At 35.2% G+C, this 16,230-nt stretch carries 11 protein-coding genes; 9 read left to right on the top strand and 2 right to left on the bottom strand.

Annotated features, from left to right (window positions below; all coding sequences use genetic code 11):
- Positions 1-139 precede the first annotated feature (139 nt).
- From LNQ34_RS00295 to LNQ34_RS00275, 5 genes are all read left to right on the top strand, one after another.
- Positions 140-4,636 carry a translocation/assembly module TamB domain-containing protein gene (locus LNQ34_RS00295; RefSeq protein ID WP_229998297.1) on the top strand — a complete coding sequence of 1,499 codons (4,497 nt, stop codon included), beginning with the start codon at positions 140-142 and terminating at the stop codon, positions 4,634-4,636.
- Positions 4,637-4,945: 309 nt separating this feature from the next.
- Entirely contained in the window at positions 4,946-5,932 is a 987-nt protein-coding gene (gene pfkA / locus LNQ34_RS00290) for a 6-phosphofructokinase (protein ID WP_017497661.1), read from the top strand.
- 83 nt (positions 5,933-6,015) lie between these two features.
- Entirely contained in the window at positions 6,016-7,020 is a 1,005-nt protein-coding gene (gene gap / locus LNQ34_RS00285) for a type I glyceraldehyde-3-phosphate dehydrogenase (protein WP_017497660.1), read from the top strand.
- 129 nt (positions 7,021-7,149) lie between these two features.
- A complete protein-coding gene (locus LNQ34_RS00280) occupies positions 7,150-8,001 on the top strand; it encodes an N-acetylglucosamine kinase (protein WP_229998296.1) in 852 nt (283 codons plus the stop codon).
- Positions 8,002-8,014: 13 nt separating this feature from the next.
- Entirely contained in the window at positions 8,015-8,389 is a 375-nt protein-coding gene (locus LNQ34_RS00275) for a methylglyoxal synthase (RefSeq protein WP_070908888.1), read from the top strand.
- A gap of 115 nt (positions 8,390-8,504) precedes the next feature.
- On the opposite strand, the gene LNQ34_RS00270 is transcribed toward LNQ34_RS00275, so the two are convergent.
- Together LNQ34_RS00270 and LNQ34_RS00265 are read right to left on the bottom strand one after the other, a co-directional pair.
- Positions 8,505-8,885: a RidA family protein gene (locus LNQ34_RS00270; protein ID WP_229998295.1), complete on the bottom strand. Its 381-nt coding sequence runs from the start codon at positions 8,883-8,885 to the stop codon at positions 8,505-8,507.
- A gap of 24 nt (positions 8,886-8,909) precedes the next feature.
- Complete coding sequence (locus tag LNQ34_RS00265) at positions 8,910-11,633, bottom strand: putative LPS assembly protein LptD (protein WP_370528155.1); 2,724 nt, start codon at positions 11,631-11,633, stop codon at positions 8,910-8,912.
- A gap of 82 nt (positions 11,634-11,715) precedes the next feature.
- On the opposite strand from LNQ34_RS00265, the gene LNQ34_RS00260 reads away from it, so the two are divergent.
- The 4 genes from LNQ34_RS00260 to LNQ34_RS00245 all read left to right on the top strand — a co-directional run bounded on the left by LNQ34_RS00260 (position 11,716) and on the right by LNQ34_RS00245 (position 16,121).
- Positions 11,716-12,843, top strand: a complete 1,128-nt coding sequence (locus LNQ34_RS00260; RefSeq protein WP_229998294.1) for an N-acetylmuramoyl-L-alanine amidase family protein — start codon at positions 11,716-11,718, stop codon at positions 12,841-12,843.
- A gap of 50 nt (positions 12,844-12,893) precedes the next feature.
- Entirely contained in the window at positions 12,894-13,859 is a 966-nt protein-coding gene (locus LNQ34_RS00255; RefSeq protein ID WP_202704431.1) for an MlaD family protein, read from the top strand.
- A gap of 5 nt (positions 13,860-13,864) precedes the next feature.
- A complete protein-coding gene (locus LNQ34_RS00250) occupies positions 13,865-15,196 on the top strand; it encodes a 4Fe-4S dicluster domain-containing protein (protein ID WP_202704430.1) in 1,332 nt (443 codons plus the stop codon).
- A gap of 133 nt (positions 15,197-15,329) precedes the next feature.
- The gene (locus LNQ34_RS00245; RefSeq protein WP_017497653.1) at positions 15,330-16,121 is read left to right on the top strand and encodes a (Fe-S)-binding protein; all 792 of its coding nucleotides are present in this window, start codon (positions 15,330-15,332) and stop codon (positions 16,119-16,121) included.
- Positions 16,122-16,230: the final 109 nt, after the last annotated feature.

Raw genomic sequence — 16,230 nt, 5'->3', positions numbered from 1 at the left:
AGCCAAAATTAAAGAATTTTTATCAAAAACAGCCGTTCTTTGTCTGTTCAAAGTAAATTTAAAAGAAAACTAAAATATAGCAACTATCAGAAAAGTAAAGAAAATAATATCCCGAACCCTAATTGGTTTAATTTTACTTTTGTTAGCACTTGCTATCATCTTGGCTTTGCCTGTGGTTCAGACCAAAATAGCGAGATATGTTACAGAATCTTTAAACACTGATTTTAAGACTGATATTAGTGTTGAAAAAGTTGCCATAAATATTTTTGGAGGTGTAAAACTCAAGAAGGTTCTGATTCGCGACCATCATAAGAAGACTTTAATCTATTCTGACATCATTACCACTGATATTCTTAGCATTAAAAGATTATTAGATGGTGATTTGCTTTTTGGTGATATTAGGCTGACCGGTATGATTTTTAATCTCAAAACGTATAAAAACGAAGACGAGAATAATATCAACAAGTTTATTAAGCTGTTTGAAACAGGAAAAAAAACACCAAAATCCAACAAGCACTTTTTGTTGACTGCTAAGAATGCTTACATATCGCAAGGGGCTTTTTCTGTTGTGGATGAGAATAAAAACACGCCAAGATTTCTTGATTTTAAAAAATTGAATGCGTACATCAGCGAGTTTAAGTTATACGGACCGGATATAAATACAAATATTCACCGTTTTTCTTTCTTAGACCACCGTGGATTGTATGTATCAAATTTTGCCGGGAAGTTCAGTTACACTAAAAAGCAGATCAAGGTTGAAAATCTGGCGATAAAGACCAAAAGATCTTCTATTTACGGAAAAGCAATTCTGAACTATAAAATAGAGGATTTTCTTCATTTTACCGATAAAGTAAAATTTGATGTAGCCCTGGATTCTGCTTCCATTGCGTCAAATGATATTCGTTATTTTTATGATGGCTTGGGGAAAAACCAGCATTTTAAAATTAAAACAAAAATAAAAGGAACATTGAATGATCTTAATTTAAGACGTCTTAGATTGAGTGATACTAATGGTTCAAGAATCTTTGGGACCATTAACTTCAAGAATCTTTTAGGAAGCAAAACGCAGAAGTTTTCTATGGATGGTAAGTTCGAAAAACTGGTTTCGAGCTACGATAATCTGGTCGTTTTATTGCCGGGTATTTTAGGTAAAACACTTCCAAAGGAATTACGACGAATTGGTAAATTCAATATCGTTGGAAAAGCAAAAGTTTCGACCACAGCCTTAGAAACCGATTTTAAAATGATTACCGATTTAGGTAACGGTCAGGTCGATTTACACATGAATAATATCGATTTTATTGACAAAGCCTCGTATTCAGGAAATGTAATTCTGGAGAATTTTAATATTGGTGCGGTACTGAATCGTAAAGATATTGGAAGAACGACTTTGAATGTAGATGTAGACGGGGTAGGGTTTACCGAAAAATACCTCAATACCATTGTTAAAGGAGATATCGCAAAATTAGATTACAATAAATACACCTATAATAATATTGTTGTTAACGGTAATTTTAAACTGCCTTATTATAAAGGACAGGTTTCTATAAACGATCCAAATTTAAGTTTACTGTTTGATGGAATGGTGGATTTGAGTAAGCGTGAAAATCGCTATGATTTTCATATTAACGTTGAGAATGCCGACTTGCGAAAGCTAAAATTTATAAGCGATTCTATTTCACATTTTAAAGGGGATGCCGTTGTCGCAGTGACCGGAAATTCGATAGAGAACTTACAGGGAACGATTTCGATCAAAGAGGCTGTGTATCAAAACCCACAGGATACCTATGTTTTTGATGATCTTACAGTCAATTCACATTTTGATGCCGATAAACTACGCACAATTACTATTGGTTCTAATGACGTAGTAAAGGGTGAAATAGTAGGTAAGTTTCAATTTGCACAGCTGGACAAGCTGGTCATGAATTCAGTAGGAAGTTTGTATACCAATTATAAACCTTACAAACTTAAGAAAGGGCAATTTTTGCGTTTCAACTTTCATGTGTACGATAAGATAGTGGAGATGTTATATCCGGACATCAAAATTGATTCAAGTACCACAGTGAGAGGAAAAATTGATTCGGATCTTCAGGAGTTTAAATTTAAGTTTAATTCCGAAAAAATTGTCGCTGCCAAAAATACCTTTGACAATATTCGAATTACGATCGACAATAAAAATACGCTTTATAATGCTTATGTAGAGCTGGACAGTATTAAAACACCTTATTATAAAGTACGCGATTTTAATTTGATTAACGTTACGGCTAAAGATACCCTGTTTGTAAGATCCGAATTTAAAGGAGGGGATAAAGGGGAAGATTATTTTAATCTGGATCTCTATCATACCATCGATAAAAATAAAAACAATATCGTAGGGATTAAGAAGTCTGAGATGAAATTTAAAGACTATTTATGGTATCTAAATGAAGATGCTGAAAAAGACAATCAGATTGTTTTTGATCAGTACTTTAAAAATTTCACTATTGATAATATTGTATTGTCTCATGAGAATCAAAAAATAGATTTGAATGGTGTCATAAAAGGGAAAGATTATAAAGATTTGGTGTTGAACTTTGAAGATGTGGATATTAATAAAATCACACCTTTTAATTCTAAGTTCGTATTTAATGGTAATTTAAATGGAAATGTAAATTACAAACAGAATAAAGACGTTTATCAGCCCACGGCCTCTATTGTGATTGATCATCTGAATTTGAATAAAACGGATTTAGGTACGCTTAATTTTGATATTGCGGGAGATGAAAGTTTTAAAAAATTCACTATCAATTCCTCTATCCAAAACGGATTTACAGAATCGTTTAAAGCAGAAGGAACTTTTGCGGTTGAAAATAAGGAGACTTTTTTAGATTTGAGTTTGAAACTCGAAGGATTTAATCTGGCTACCTTAGGGACAGTTGGAGGTGAAGTGCTTTCTAATGTGAGAGGGTCGGTTTCAGGGAATGCCGCCGTGGTAGGGAATCTGAAAAAGCCTGAAATTAATGGACGTTTGTATGTGGAGAAGGCCGGGATGACCATCCCATACCTGAATACAGATTACGAATTAAGCGATCGTACCGTGATTGACTTAACAGATGAAAAATTTCTGTTTCGAAACAATCAGCTAACGGATACCAAATACGGAACAAAAGGCTTGCTGAACGGAAGTATTGAGCATCATAATTTTGGCGACTGGAAGCTGGATTTAAATATTACGTCTAAGCGATTGCTGGCACTGGATACTAAAGACAGTGAAGATGCAGCTTATTTTGGTACGGCATTTATAAATGGTACAGCCAGTATTAAAGGTCCTACAGAAGGATTGTTTATAAAAGTAGAAGCGAAATCAGAAAAAGGAACTCAGGTTAAGATTCCTATAAACAATGCCCAGAGTGTTGGAGAAAGCAACTGGATTCATTTTGTAACACCGCAGGAAAAGTACAATCTGGCAAATGGTATACTTGAAAAGACCAAGAATTACAACGGATTGGAACTGGAGTTTGATTTTGATATTACACCTGATGCCGAGGTAGAGGTAATTTTAGATCGAAGTTCCGGGCATGGAATGAAAGGAAAAGGATACGGATCGTTATTATTTAAAATTAATACACTGGGTAAATTTAATATGTGGGGAGATTTCCAGGCATACGAAGGAACTTATAATTTTAAATACGGTGGTTTAATTGATAAAAAATTCTCCGTTAAAAAAGGAGGATCAATTATTTGGGAAGGAAACCCAATGAAAGCACAATTAAATCTGGAAGCGGTCTATAAAACAACGGCAAATCCGGCAGTACTGTTAGATAATACTTCTTCATTTAATAAAAAAGTTCCGGTTGAGGTGGTAATCGGATTACGTGGAGATTTGGCCAGTCCGGAGCCTAATTTTGATATACAGTTCCCTTCTGTCAGTACTGTGCTTAAATCAGAGATACAATATAAGTTAGACGATAAAGACATTCGTCAGACACAGGCCTTGTATTTGCTATCTACAGGTTCGTTTATGAGTACAGACGGATTTAGTCAGGGCGATTTTTCAGGTACCTTAACCGAAACTGCTTCCAGTTTGTTAGGCGGTATCATAAAATCAGATAATGATAAGGTCAATATCGATTTGAATTATATCTCTGCTGATAAAAGACTTGGGCAGGAGGCCGACGGTCAGTTTGTAGCGAATATTTCTTCTCAGATCAATGAAAGAATTACAATCAACGGAAAATTGGGAGTTCCGGTAGGTGGAGTAAATGAATCTGCTATTGTTGGAGATATCGAAATCTTATATCGTGTAAATGAAGACGGATCGATGAATCTTCGTTTGTTCAATAAAGAAAATGATATTAATTATATAGGACAAGGAATTGGTTATACACAGGGAGTTGGTATTTCGTATGAAGTGGATTTTGATACTTTTAGCGAGCTGGTAAATAAACTTTTCAAAAATCATAAGCTGGAAAGAGCGATCAAAAATTCCACAAACGATTTGCAGGACAACAACCTGAATCCTGATTTTGTTAATTTCTCGAATAAAAAGAACGCAGATAAGAACAAAAAGAAGGAGGAGAAGAAAGAGAAAAAAGAAGAACCAAAAGTTCCTCCACCCATAAATAATGAAGGATTAATTCCTGACAATGACTTTTAGAGGATTTGTTAAAAAGATACAGATAAAAAACCATTCGTTACTGCGAATGGTTTTTTTGTTTTAATTTTAGAGACTTGCTTATTTTTTGCTAATAGGGATAGCTGTCAAATTTTATAACACTTCAGTAATGTATTGTTAATTTTAAATATTCAATTTAAATAGGCAACATTTATTATGGAGAATGAAATTTTTGCTTTAGAAAAACTTATTAACGAAAACGTTTGAATTTAACATATTTTGCTAATTTATTATAAAGATAACCCGATAAGTGGTGAATGTTTGCTAATTTTACACTTTAATACTTAAATAATGCCAAAAACGATAAAAAAAGTTGGTGTTCTAACATCAGGAGGTGACTCACCAGGAATGAATGCCGCAATACGATCAGTTGTTCGAACATGTGCTTATCATAATATAGAATGCATAGGGATTTATAGGGGATATCAAGGAATGATTGAAGGTGACTTCAAAGAAATGGGACCCCGTAGCGTAAATAATATTGTGAACAAAGGCGGAACGATTTTGAAATCAGCTCGTTCAGTTGAGTTTAGAAGCCCGGAAGGTAGAAAAAAAGCGCACGAAAATCTTTTAAAAGCCGGAGTAGATGCTTTGGTTGTTATTGGAGGAGACGGAAGTTTTACCGGAGGATTAATTTTTAATTCAGAATACGGCTTTCCGGTAATGGGTATTCCCGGAACAATTGACAATGATATTTTTGGAACCAGCCATACTTTAGGTTATGACACAGCCTTAAATACTGTTGTAGATTGTATCGATAAAATTAGAGATACTGCAAGTTCGCATAACCGTCTGTTTTTTGTAGAGGTAATGGGTAGAGATGCAGGTCATATTGCTCTTAATGCCGGAATTGGAGCCGGTGCAGAAGAAATTCTTATTCCTGAAGAAGATTTAGGGTTAGACCGATTATTAGATTCTCTTCAAAAAAGTAAAGCTTCAGGAAAATCATCAAGTATAGTAGTTATTGCCGAAGGAGATAAAATAGGTAAAAATGTTTTCGAATTAAAAGATTACGTTGAAGCCAATCTGCCGGAGTACGACGTTAGAGTATCTGTATTAGGACATATGCAGCGTGGAGGTTCTCCATCTTGCTTTGACCGTGTTTTAGCAAGCCGTTTGGGAGTAAAAGCGGTAGAATCTTTAATAGAAGGTAAATCAAATTATATGGTCGGTTTGCAGGCTGATAAAGTTGTTTTGACACCTCTTGAACAAGCAATTAAAGGTAAATCTGAGATTGACAGAGAATTGTTGAGAGTGTCCGATATCATGTCGACATAAAAAAAGTTTAAAAAAGGAAAGAAGTTTATTGTGAGGAAATTAGACTTTGAATTAGTGTAATAAAAAACAAAAAATTAAGTAAAATGTCAAAAGTAAAATTAGGAATAAACGGATTTGGACGTATCGGAAGAATCGTTTTTAGAGAAACTTTCAATAGAGATAATGTAGAAGTAGTAGCAATCAATGATTTGTTAGATGTAGATCACTTGGCTTACTTATTAAAATATGATTCAGTTCACGGACGTTTCAACGGAACTGTAGAAGTAATAGACGGAAAACTTTTTGTAAACGGAAGAAATATTCGTATCACTGCGGAAAGAAATCCTGCTGATTTAAAATGGAACGAAGTAGATGTAGATGTAGTTGCTGAATGTACTGGTATCTTCACAACAATCGAAACTGCAAACGAGCACATCAAAGGTGGTGCTAAAAAAGTAATTATCTCTGCTCCGTCTGCTGATGCACCAATGTTTGTAATGGGAGTAAACCATGAAACAGCAAAAGCTACAGATTTAGTGGTTTCTAACGCTTCTTGTACAACAAACTGTTTAGCTCCTTTAGCTAAAGTAATTCACGATAATTTCGAAATTGTTGAAGGTTTAATGACAACGGTTCACGCAACAACTTCAACTCAAATGACAGCTGATGGTCCTTCAAGAAAAGACTGGAGAGGTGGACGTGCTGCAAGCATCAACATCATTCCTTCTTCAACTGGAGCTGCAAAAGCAGTTGGAAAAGTAATTCCTGCTTTGAATGGGAAATTAACAGGAATGTCTTTCCGTGTTCCTACTGCTGACGTTTCTGTAGTAGATTTAACAGTAAAAGTAGCTAAAGAAACTTCTTATGAAGAAATTATGGCTGTTTTGAAAAACGCTTCCGAAACTACAATGAAAGGTATCTTAGGATATACAGAAGATGCAGTTGTTTCTCAGGATTTTATTTCTGACAAAAGAACTTCAGTAGTGGATGCCGGAGCAGGAATCGGTTTAAATTCAACTTTCTTTAAATTAGTATCCTGGTATGATAATGAGTACGGATATTCAAGTAAATTGATTGATTTGTCTGTGCATATCGCAGGTTTAAAATAATAATATATATTTTTGCAAAATCCCGTTATTGAATAGTAATGGGATTTTCTTATTTTGTTGCTTCTTTAATTAAGGTAAAAACACATTTTTTATTTAGCTAAAGAATGACTAATCCAAAAACTAAATAAAATGAAATTAATAGTTGATAGTGGATCTACTAAAGCCGATTGGATTGCAATTGATGATAATGGAAAAGTATTATTCACCACACAAACTTTAGGATTAAATCCTGAAATTCTTGACGGTCCGGAGATAGTAGAAAGATTAAACGATCGTTTTGATATTCTGCAAAATAAAAAGAACGCTACGCATTTGTTTTTTTACGGTGCAGGTTGCGGAACTGAGAGAATGAAAATAGAACTTTCCCGAATATTTCAGGAATATTTTGAGAATGCAATTGTAGAAGTTCAGGAAGATACTTATGCTGCAGTATATGCAACTACTCCAAAAGGACAAGCTGCCATTGTGAGTATTTTAGGTACCGGTTCTAATTGCAGTTTTTTTGATGGTAAAGTATTGCATCAAAAAGTTCAGTCACTTGGGTTTATCGCAATGGACGACTGCAGCGGAAATGTTTTTGGAAAAGAATTAATCAGAAAGTACTATTTCAATAAAATGCCAAAAGAACTGGCAGTTGAATTTGAGAAAGAGTATAATTTAGAACCTGATTTTATCAAGAATAAATTGTACAAAGAACCAAATCCAAATGCTTATTTGGCGACCTTTGCAAAGTTCCTGATCAAGCATAAAGACACTGAGTTTTGCAGAAAAATTATCTTCAAGGGAATGAAATCTTTCGTGAAAAACTACATCAAGCAATTTGACAATTGTAAAGAAGTTCCTGTTCATTTTGTTGGGTCAATAGCTTTTTATTTAAAAGACGAATTGCAAGAAACCTTTGATAAATACGGACTTCAGTTGGGTAATGTTTTAAGAAGACCGATTGATGGGTTAATTGCTTACCACGTTGCAAATCAATAAATAAAAATAGAATATGGAAATTGCTATCATAGCTCATGATGGGAAAAAAGCAGACATGGTTCAGTTTTTGAATAAAAACAAGACCTTACTGCTTCAGGAAAACATTAAGTTAATCGCAACAGGAACGACAGGGAGTAAAGCTGAAAACGCCGGTTTTAAGGTGAAAAGAATGCTCTCAGGACCAATGGGAGGTGATGCGCAGATTGCTGCGAGAGTGGCAGAAGGAAAGACAAAAATGGTTTTCTTCTTTAAAGATCCGTTGGCAAGCCATGCCCACGAAGTAGACATCAATATGTTGATTCGTGTCTGTGATGTTCATAATGTACCTCTGGCAACTAATGAAGCTTCGGCGCAGTTACTGCTTAATGCCATTGCGCTGCAATTATAGAATTTCTTTTTAGAATATAAAAAAAAACCGTTACGAGCTGTAACGGTTTTTTTGTTTCAGGTTTCAGGTTATGCTCAAAGTGTCAAACTTGAAACCTGAAACTTGAAACATTTTTTTATTGCACAGCAATTATTGAAATCTCTACATTTACATTTTTAGGTAAACAGGCAACCTGAACAGTTTCACGAGCAGGAGCCGTTTTTTCGTCGAAATAAGAACCGTAAACGGTGTTTATAGCTGCGAAATTATTCATGTCCATGATAAAAATCGTAGCTTTTACTACATTTTCAAAAGACATATCGGCAGCTTCTAAAATGGCTGCAATATTTTCCATTACCTGTTTGGTTTCATCATTGATATTGTCTGTTACAAGTTCGCCGGAAGTCGGATTGATCGCGATCTGACCTGAGGCATAAAGTGTGTTTCCTGATAATACAGCCTGATTGTAAGGACCAATTGGAGCCGGTGCCTTTTCGGTAAAGATGATTTTTTTCATAATAAATTATTTTTATTCGATGGTTTATCGATTTGAAGTACTACGCTTGTTCCATTTAATATCACTCAACATTCCGGATTTAATCCCAATAAAGAAGTTCCAGTTGGAGTTTGGACCAATTGGAGTCCAGTTAAAGGCCATTCTCCAGCTTAATAAGTCTCTTTCAAAACGAAATTGTGTAAAAGTAACTCCTTTTTGTACAAAATCGTAACCCGTAGAAACTCCGCCTTTCCATTTAGGTGTAATGTCCATATTGGCAGATATCATGATCGAGTTTCCGATAATTTTATTTTCTCTGGCGGCATTCGAGTAGGTTAGGGAGTATGCCATAGTCATATCCCACGGAAGTTTAGAGCGGAAAAACTCAGTTATCACATCTTTGTCATCATCTTTTTCGTTGGCAAACTGACTATTTCTGCTATCGTTTAGATCTGTATTTGTTCCGAACAAGTCGTCATTACGACCACCATTTCGCTGGCTCTGTGTGTTCTTTTCCTGTGCACCGCCTCCCTTGTTCGAGAAGGAATAGTTTACAGTAAGGTTGGCACTCGTCAATCGGAATAAACTCCCTCCGTTATCAATATTGAAGACATTCATTACTTGCCCTGCATTATCAATCGCATACGGGTTTAAAACAGCTCCGAAGTTCAGATTCATTTTGTTGTCCAAAAGCTGTGTTCCACCACTTATAATCACCGGCTGCCAGGCTAAAGTTTGTTTTCCGTCAGCATTGAAATTATAACTGGTGCTGAAGTTTAAGTTGTTTAGTAACATGATCTTTTTCGGCTCTGTTTTTGTGCTGTCACGATCTCTTACCTTGGCTTCGAAAGTATTGCTTAAAGCAAATGACACAATATTAGAGTTGCTGTTTCCGGGAGCGCCAAAAATACCATTGTCAAACCTGGAATATGTGCTGATTTTTCCGGTTGCGTCTACCGTATAATTGTCGTAATACTGATCAAAACTTGGAGTGTAAGAATACGTCATAGTGGGTCTCATGACGTGACGTATGGATTGAATTTTTTTGTTGTCACCAAAATTAAAAGTACCATAAATGGTAGTTCCTAAATTGGTGCTGAAATTATAAGTTCGGTAAGCATCAAAGCCATTAACAGTTGTGGTTACAGCCTGCCCTTTAGTAGCATCGTATTGTCTGTTTTCGGTTTTAGTTACCCAGGTTTCCTGATAATTGGTAGAGGCTCCGGCACTAAAATATTTAAACAATTTAAAGTTAGTACTAATTGGGATACTGTGTTGCATTCCAATCTTAGCATCTCTAAACATCTGTGGTTTGAAAAACAGGGAATCTGTTGTTGAGATACTGTTTTTACCACTTAAATTATATTGTAAATTGATGTTTTTTATAAATCCTTTTTTAACGCCGTCTTTTCCAACAAAAGGATATACACGATCCACACTTGCCTGTAAGGTTGGTAAAGTCATGTCGATTTTTTCCGTTTGAGTATTTTGCGAGTGCGTGGCAGTTAACGAAATACGTGCTTGAGGTATTGTATTGAATGTTTTGCTGTAGGAAATGGAAGAATTTAAAGTGTTATTTAAATTCGATCCTGCGTTCGCCTGATTAATAGATCGCTTGAAGTACTTACTACTACCCATGTTTACAGAGGCAGAAAAAGTAGAGTTAGGATTTGATTTTGTATCTTTCGAATGCGACCACTGAATGTTGTAGATTTTTTCTTTAGAATAATCAGGGTAACCACGCTCACTGTTGATTAGATTTTCATAACGAATATTAATATTTCCTCTGTATTTGTACTTCGCAGCATACGTTGATTCGAAGCGCATGGCATAACTACCATTGGTATAATAGTCACCCAGAACCGTCAAATCATAATTATCACTCAATGCAAAATAATATCCTCCATTTTGTAAAGAGAAACCTCTTGTATTAGAATCGTTGTAACTAGGTAAAATAATACCCGAAACACTTTTTTCCTGACTCATCGGGAAATAGGCGAAAGGCAATGCCAGAGGGGTAGGGACATCCGCAATGACCATATTCGTTAAACCGGTAATTACTTTTTTACCGGGTATAAATTTTACTTTATTGGTCTGAAAATAGTATTCGGGATTGTCAATGTCTTTTGCGGTTGTAAAACGGGCACCGCGTAAAAAGTAAACCGAGTCGTTTTCTTTTTTGGTAATGGCCGCTTTAATCTTAAATTCACCTTGTTCTGTTCTCGAATTATAGATCAGCGCCTTTTTTGTTTTAAAATTAAATCGAATAGAGTCCGGCTGAACTTCGCTGCCTCCTTGTTTGAAGTTTGGATATTGTATCAAAACACCTGCTGAGTCCCGAATACGTCCGGCATAAACTTCTTCCTTCTCCATGTTTAAAACAATGATACCCGATTTTAATTCGACATCTTTGTAATAAAGTTCGGCTTCATTATATAAGGTAAGAGTTTTTGCTTTTTTGTCGTATTTAGCGTAATCTTTAGCTTTGTATTTGGTAACAGCGTCCAGAAAATTCTTTTTTGCCTTAACCGTATCCAGCTTTATAGTGTCTGAAACGGCAACCTCAGGTTTCTCTGTTGTAGTGCTTTTGGGTTTATCTGTTTGTTTTACAGTAGGTAAAGGCTTTTTTTTGTTTTTTATCTCTTGCGAATATAAATTACCACATCCTAAAGTTAGGAAAAATGATAATAAAACGATATTAAATAAGTTTGTATGCAAAGGTTTAAATGCTATTTTTGTAAAATTATGGCTTGTTTTTTGACATGTCAAACTTACATATAATTTTTTGTCAAAAATAATCAATTGTAAAAATTATAGCTGTAGCGTTTTATTAAAATTAACTTTTAGATTTATGAATGGATTTAACAAAATTAAAGTAATATTTACTTTTTTTCTAACGATATTGTCTTTTTGTGCTTATAGCCAGGCAAATGTTTTTAAAGTAACACTTGATGCTGGACATGGTGATCACGACTTTGGAGCTGTTTACAGCGGACGTATTGAAAAAAATATTGCTTTAGCTATTGTTTTAAAAGTGGGTAAAATCTTAGAAGGAAGTCCTAATGTTAATGTAATTTATACTCGTAAAACGGATGTTTTTATTGATTTGGTCGAAAGAGCCAACATTGCAAACAGAGCAAATTCGAATATTTTTGTATCAATCCACTGTAATGCAAACAAAAACACAGCTGCCGACGGAACAGAAACCTATGTAATGGGTTTAAGTAAAGTAGCATCGAATCTTGAAGCTGCGAAAAAAGAGAACTCGGTAATTACTTTAGAAAAAGATTATAAACGTAAATACGAAGGTTTCGATCCAAATTCACCTGAATCAATGATTGGAATGACTTTAATGCAGGAAGAATATCTAGACAACAGTATTTCTTTGGCCAGTAAAATTGAAGACAATTTTGATAAACTTGGGAAAAAATTGAGACACGGAGGGGTAAAGCAAGCGCCTTTTATGGTACTTCATAAAGCTTATATGCCTAGGGTTTTAGTAGAAACCGGGTTCGTATCCAACCCAACAGAAGGAAATATTCTAAACTCAGAAGAAGGACAAAATGATATTGCAAAAGCGATTGCCGAAGCAATTTTGAGTTATAAAAGCGAATATTTTGGTTCAGGTGTTCCGGAAATAATAGATTCAAGACCGGCAAAAGACACTTCAACTCCGATAAAAACAAAGGAAGTTGAAACTCCTGCGGCAGTTAAAAATACTCCAAAAGGGACATTCTTTAAGGTACAGCTTATTGCCAGTATTAAAAAAACACCATTGGAACCTAAAAATTTTAAAGGACTTAAAAACGTAACCATGCTGTACGAAAATAATATTTATAAATATTTCTATCAGGAAACTTCAAGTTACGATGCTGCCAAAAAATATTTGGAAGAAGCTAAAGATAAAGGATATGGAGCTGCTTTTTTGGTTGCAACCAAAGATGGAGAAAAGATCAGTATTCAAGACGCCATTAAATAATAGCTTCTAGTTCGAATATTTATATTAATTTTGTACAAACACTAAGAATTTTGAAACTAACAAGAGAAATTAAAACGGCTATTTTAGTCATTGCGTCAATTTTATTATTTATTTGGGGCTATAGTTTTTTAAAAGGCAAAGACCTTTTTACAGATTACAAAACATTATATGCAGAATATGATAATGTTGAAGATTTGTCAGCGTCAGCTCCCGTTACCATAAACGGACTTACGATTGGTAAAGTAACTAAAATTACAATCAATGAAGTAACAGGGAAATTATTAGTTGAACTTCAATTAAAAACGGATTTTCCAATTTCTAAAACAAGTCAGGCATCTTTATATTCTCCAAGTTTAATTGGAGGGAAACAGATCAAAATTGTTCCTAATTTTGCAGACAAAGAACTGGCAGTTGATGGTCAGACTTTAGCTTCGGTTGTTGAGCCGGGACTGAAAGAATCTTTGGGTGGAAAAATTGAGCCAATTCAGGTGAAATTAGAAAAAATGTTGGTCAATATTGATAATCTGGTTTCTGGATTAAACAACGTTTTAGATAAAAAAGGACAAGAAGATCTGAAGAAAACTTTGGCTGAATTGAGTCAGACTATGGAGCAGTTTCATAAAGCTTCAGGAAGCATCAATACTATTTTAGATACCAACAAAGGACAGATTAACGGAGTGGTAAGCAACTTTAATAAAATGTCCAGTAACTTCAATAAAATCTCTGATTCTTTAAACAAAGCAGATTTAGGGAAAACTGTTCGAAACTTAAATCAGACATTAGCTAAAGTGGATGGTATTATGAGTAATTTGAACTCAGGAAAAGGTACTGCAGGTAAATTATTGAATGATGATGCTTTGTATAATAATCTGGCTAAAACTTCAAAAGAGCTTGAATTGTTGTTACAGGATGTTCGTCTTTACCCAACACGTTATGTAAATGTTTCGCTTTTCGGAAAGAAAAACAAACCTTATGTAGCACCAACAGAAGACGCTAACACAACCACTAAAAAATAATCAGAATGAGTTATTTAGATAATATTTTATTCGCTATACTTCTTATAATAGGTTTTGGCTTTTTTGCATCGAGCGTAAAAAAGATCATCCGAAACATTAATTTGGGAGTAGATGTAAATCGAAAAGATAATTCTAAAGCACGTTGGAAAAACATGGCATTGATTGCTTTAGGGCAGTCAAAAATGGTGAGACGCCCTGTAGCTGGAATACTTCATATTTTTGTATATGTAGGTTTTATAATTATCAACATCGAATTACTCGAGATCATTATTGACGGACTTTTTGGAACGCATAGAATTTTTGCGCCTTATTTAGGGGTAGTTTATGATGTTTTAATTGCGTCATTTGAGATATTGGCAATACTGGTCATTTTTGCTGTTACCGTTTTTTGGATTAGAAGAAATGTAATCCGATTAAAGCGTTTTGTGAACAAAGACCTGGACGGATTTCCAAAAAGCGATGCTAATTACATCTTGTATTTCGAAACCGTTTTGATGTTATTGTTTTTATTGATGAATGCTTCCGATCTTCATTTGCAAAATGTTCCGGGAGGAGTTTTTCATAAAGCAGGAAGCTTCCCTATTAGTCAGTTTATAGCACCAATTTTTAACGGAATGTCGAATGAATTGGTAGTGCTGTTGTTTGAAGTGTTCTGGTGGCTGCACATAGCGGGTATTTTAGTTTTCATGAACTATTTATATTTTTCTAAACACCTGCACATTCTTTTGGCTTTCCCCAATACGTATTTTGCAAACCTGAACCCTGAAGGTCAGTTTGATAATTTAGAGTCAGTAACCAAAGAGGTAAAGTTGATGATGGATCCAAACGCAGATCCATTTGCGGCTGCTCCGGTTGACGAAAATGCTGCTCCTGCAAAATTTGGAGCAAGCGATGTTCAGGATTTGAACTGGGTACAGCTTTTAAACGCTTATACCTGTACGGAATGTGGTCGTTGTACATCATCATGTCCGGCAAATCAAACGGGTAAAAAATTGTCTCCTCGTAAAATTATGATGGATACGAGAGACCGTTTGCAGGAAGTTGGTAAAAACATCGATGCGAATAAAGGAGTTTTTGTTCCGGATAATAAGACCTTATTGAACGATTATATTACACCTGAAGAATTGTGGGCTTGTACCTCGTGTAACGCCTGTGTAGAAGAATGTCCGGTAAACATCAGTCCGTTGTCTATTATTATGGACATGCGTCGTTATTTGGTGATGGAACAAAGTGCTGCTCCAATGTCATTGAATGCCATGATGACCAATATCGAAAACAATGGAGCGCCTTGGCAGTACAGCCAGCAGGATCGTTTGAATTGGAAAAACGAAAATTAGAAATAAAAGTTTAAAAGGTTATTGGTTTAACCGTTTAATCGATTGGAATAAAATAGTAAGGTTTTTGAGTAGGGTTATCGCAAAGAGTGCGATTAACCAAATAAACAATTAACCGATTTAACAACAAAAGAAGATGTCAGAAAGTTTAGTAGTGCCAACAATGGCTGAGATGCTAGCCCAGGGAACACAGCCTGAAGTTTTATTTTGGGTAGGTTGCGCAGGGAGTTTTGATGATAGAGCAAAAAAAATTACAAAAGCATTTGTGCGAATTTTAAATCGTACCAATGTGTCGTTTGCGGTTTTGGGTACTGAAGAGAGCTGTACCGGAGATCCTGCAAAACGTGCCGGAAATGAGTTCTTGTTTCAAATGCAGGCCATGATGAATATCGAGGTACTTAATGCTTATGAAGCAAAGAAAATTGTTACTGCTTGTCCGCATTGTTTCAATACTTTAAAAAACGAATATCCGGAATTAGGAGGTCAGTACGATGTTATTCATCATACAGAATTCTTAAAATCATTAATTGATGATGGAAGGCTAACCGTAGAAGGAGGTCAGTTTAAAGGAAAGAAAATTACTTTTCACGATCCTTGTTATTTAGGTAGAGCTAACAAAGTATATGAAGCGCCAAGAGACTTGATTCAGAAACTGGATGTTGAACTAGTGGAAATGAAGCGCTCAAAAGCAAACGGACTTTGTTGTGGAGCGGGTGGTGCACAAATGTTTAAAGATGCCGAACCTGGAAATAAAGAAGTAAACGTATTGCGTACCGAAGATGCTTTGGAAGTACAGCCGGATATTATTGCAGCCGGGTGTCCGTTCTGTAATACAATGTTGACCGATGGTATCAAGCATCAGGAAAAAGAAGGACAAGTGAAAGTAATGGATGTTGCGGAGCTAATTGCGAATGCACAGGATCTTTAATTTGAGGTTCTCAGATGCTAAGGCGCTAAGGTTCTAAGTTTTTCAACCTGAACTTGAAACCTGAAACCTGAAACTTTTTCAATCTAAAATCACCAATCTAAAATCTAAA

Origin of the sequence: Flavobacterium lipolyticum, assembly GCF_020905335.1 — a bacterium.
GTDB classification, from domain to species: Bacteria; Bacteroidota; Bacteroidia; order Flavobacteriales; family Flavobacteriaceae; genus Flavobacterium; species Flavobacterium lipolyticum.
The sequence above is the reverse complement of the archived record's forward strand: the minus strand, read 5'-3'. Positions and strand labels throughout refer to the sequence as shown.

Bases quoted from the DNA above. Each gene is read 5' to 3' on its own strand.
- LNQ34_RS00275 (WP_070908888.1), top strand. From the start codon at position 8,015: ATGGAAATTGCTATCATAGCTCATGATGGGAAAAAAGCAGACATGGTT.
- LNQ34_RS00270 (WP_229998295.1), bottom strand. From the start codon at position 8,885: ATGAAAAAAATCATCTTTACCGAAAAGGCACCGGCTCCAATTGGTCCT.
- LNQ34_RS00245 (WP_017497653.1), top strand. From the start codon at position 15,330: ATGTCAGAAAGTTTAGTAGTGCCAACAATGGCTGAGATGCTAGCCCAG.
- LNQ34_RS00250 (WP_202704430.1), top strand. From the start codon at position 13,865: ATGAGTTATTTAGATAATATTTTATTCGCTATACTTCTTATAATAGGT.
- LNQ34_RS00260 (WP_229998294.1), top strand. From the start codon at position 11,716: ATGAATGGATTTAACAAAATTAAAGTAATATTTACTTTTTTTCTAACG.
- pfkA (WP_017497661.1), top strand. From the start codon at position 4,946: ATGCCAAAAACGATAAAAAAAGTTGGTGTTCTAACATCAGGAGGTGAC.
- LNQ34_RS00280 (WP_229998296.1), top strand. From the start codon at position 7,150: ATGAAATTAATAGTTGATAGTGGATCTACTAAAGCCGATTGGATTGCA.
- gap (WP_017497660.1), top strand. From the start codon at position 6,016: ATGTCAAAAGTAAAATTAGGAATAAACGGATTTGGACGTATCGGAAGA.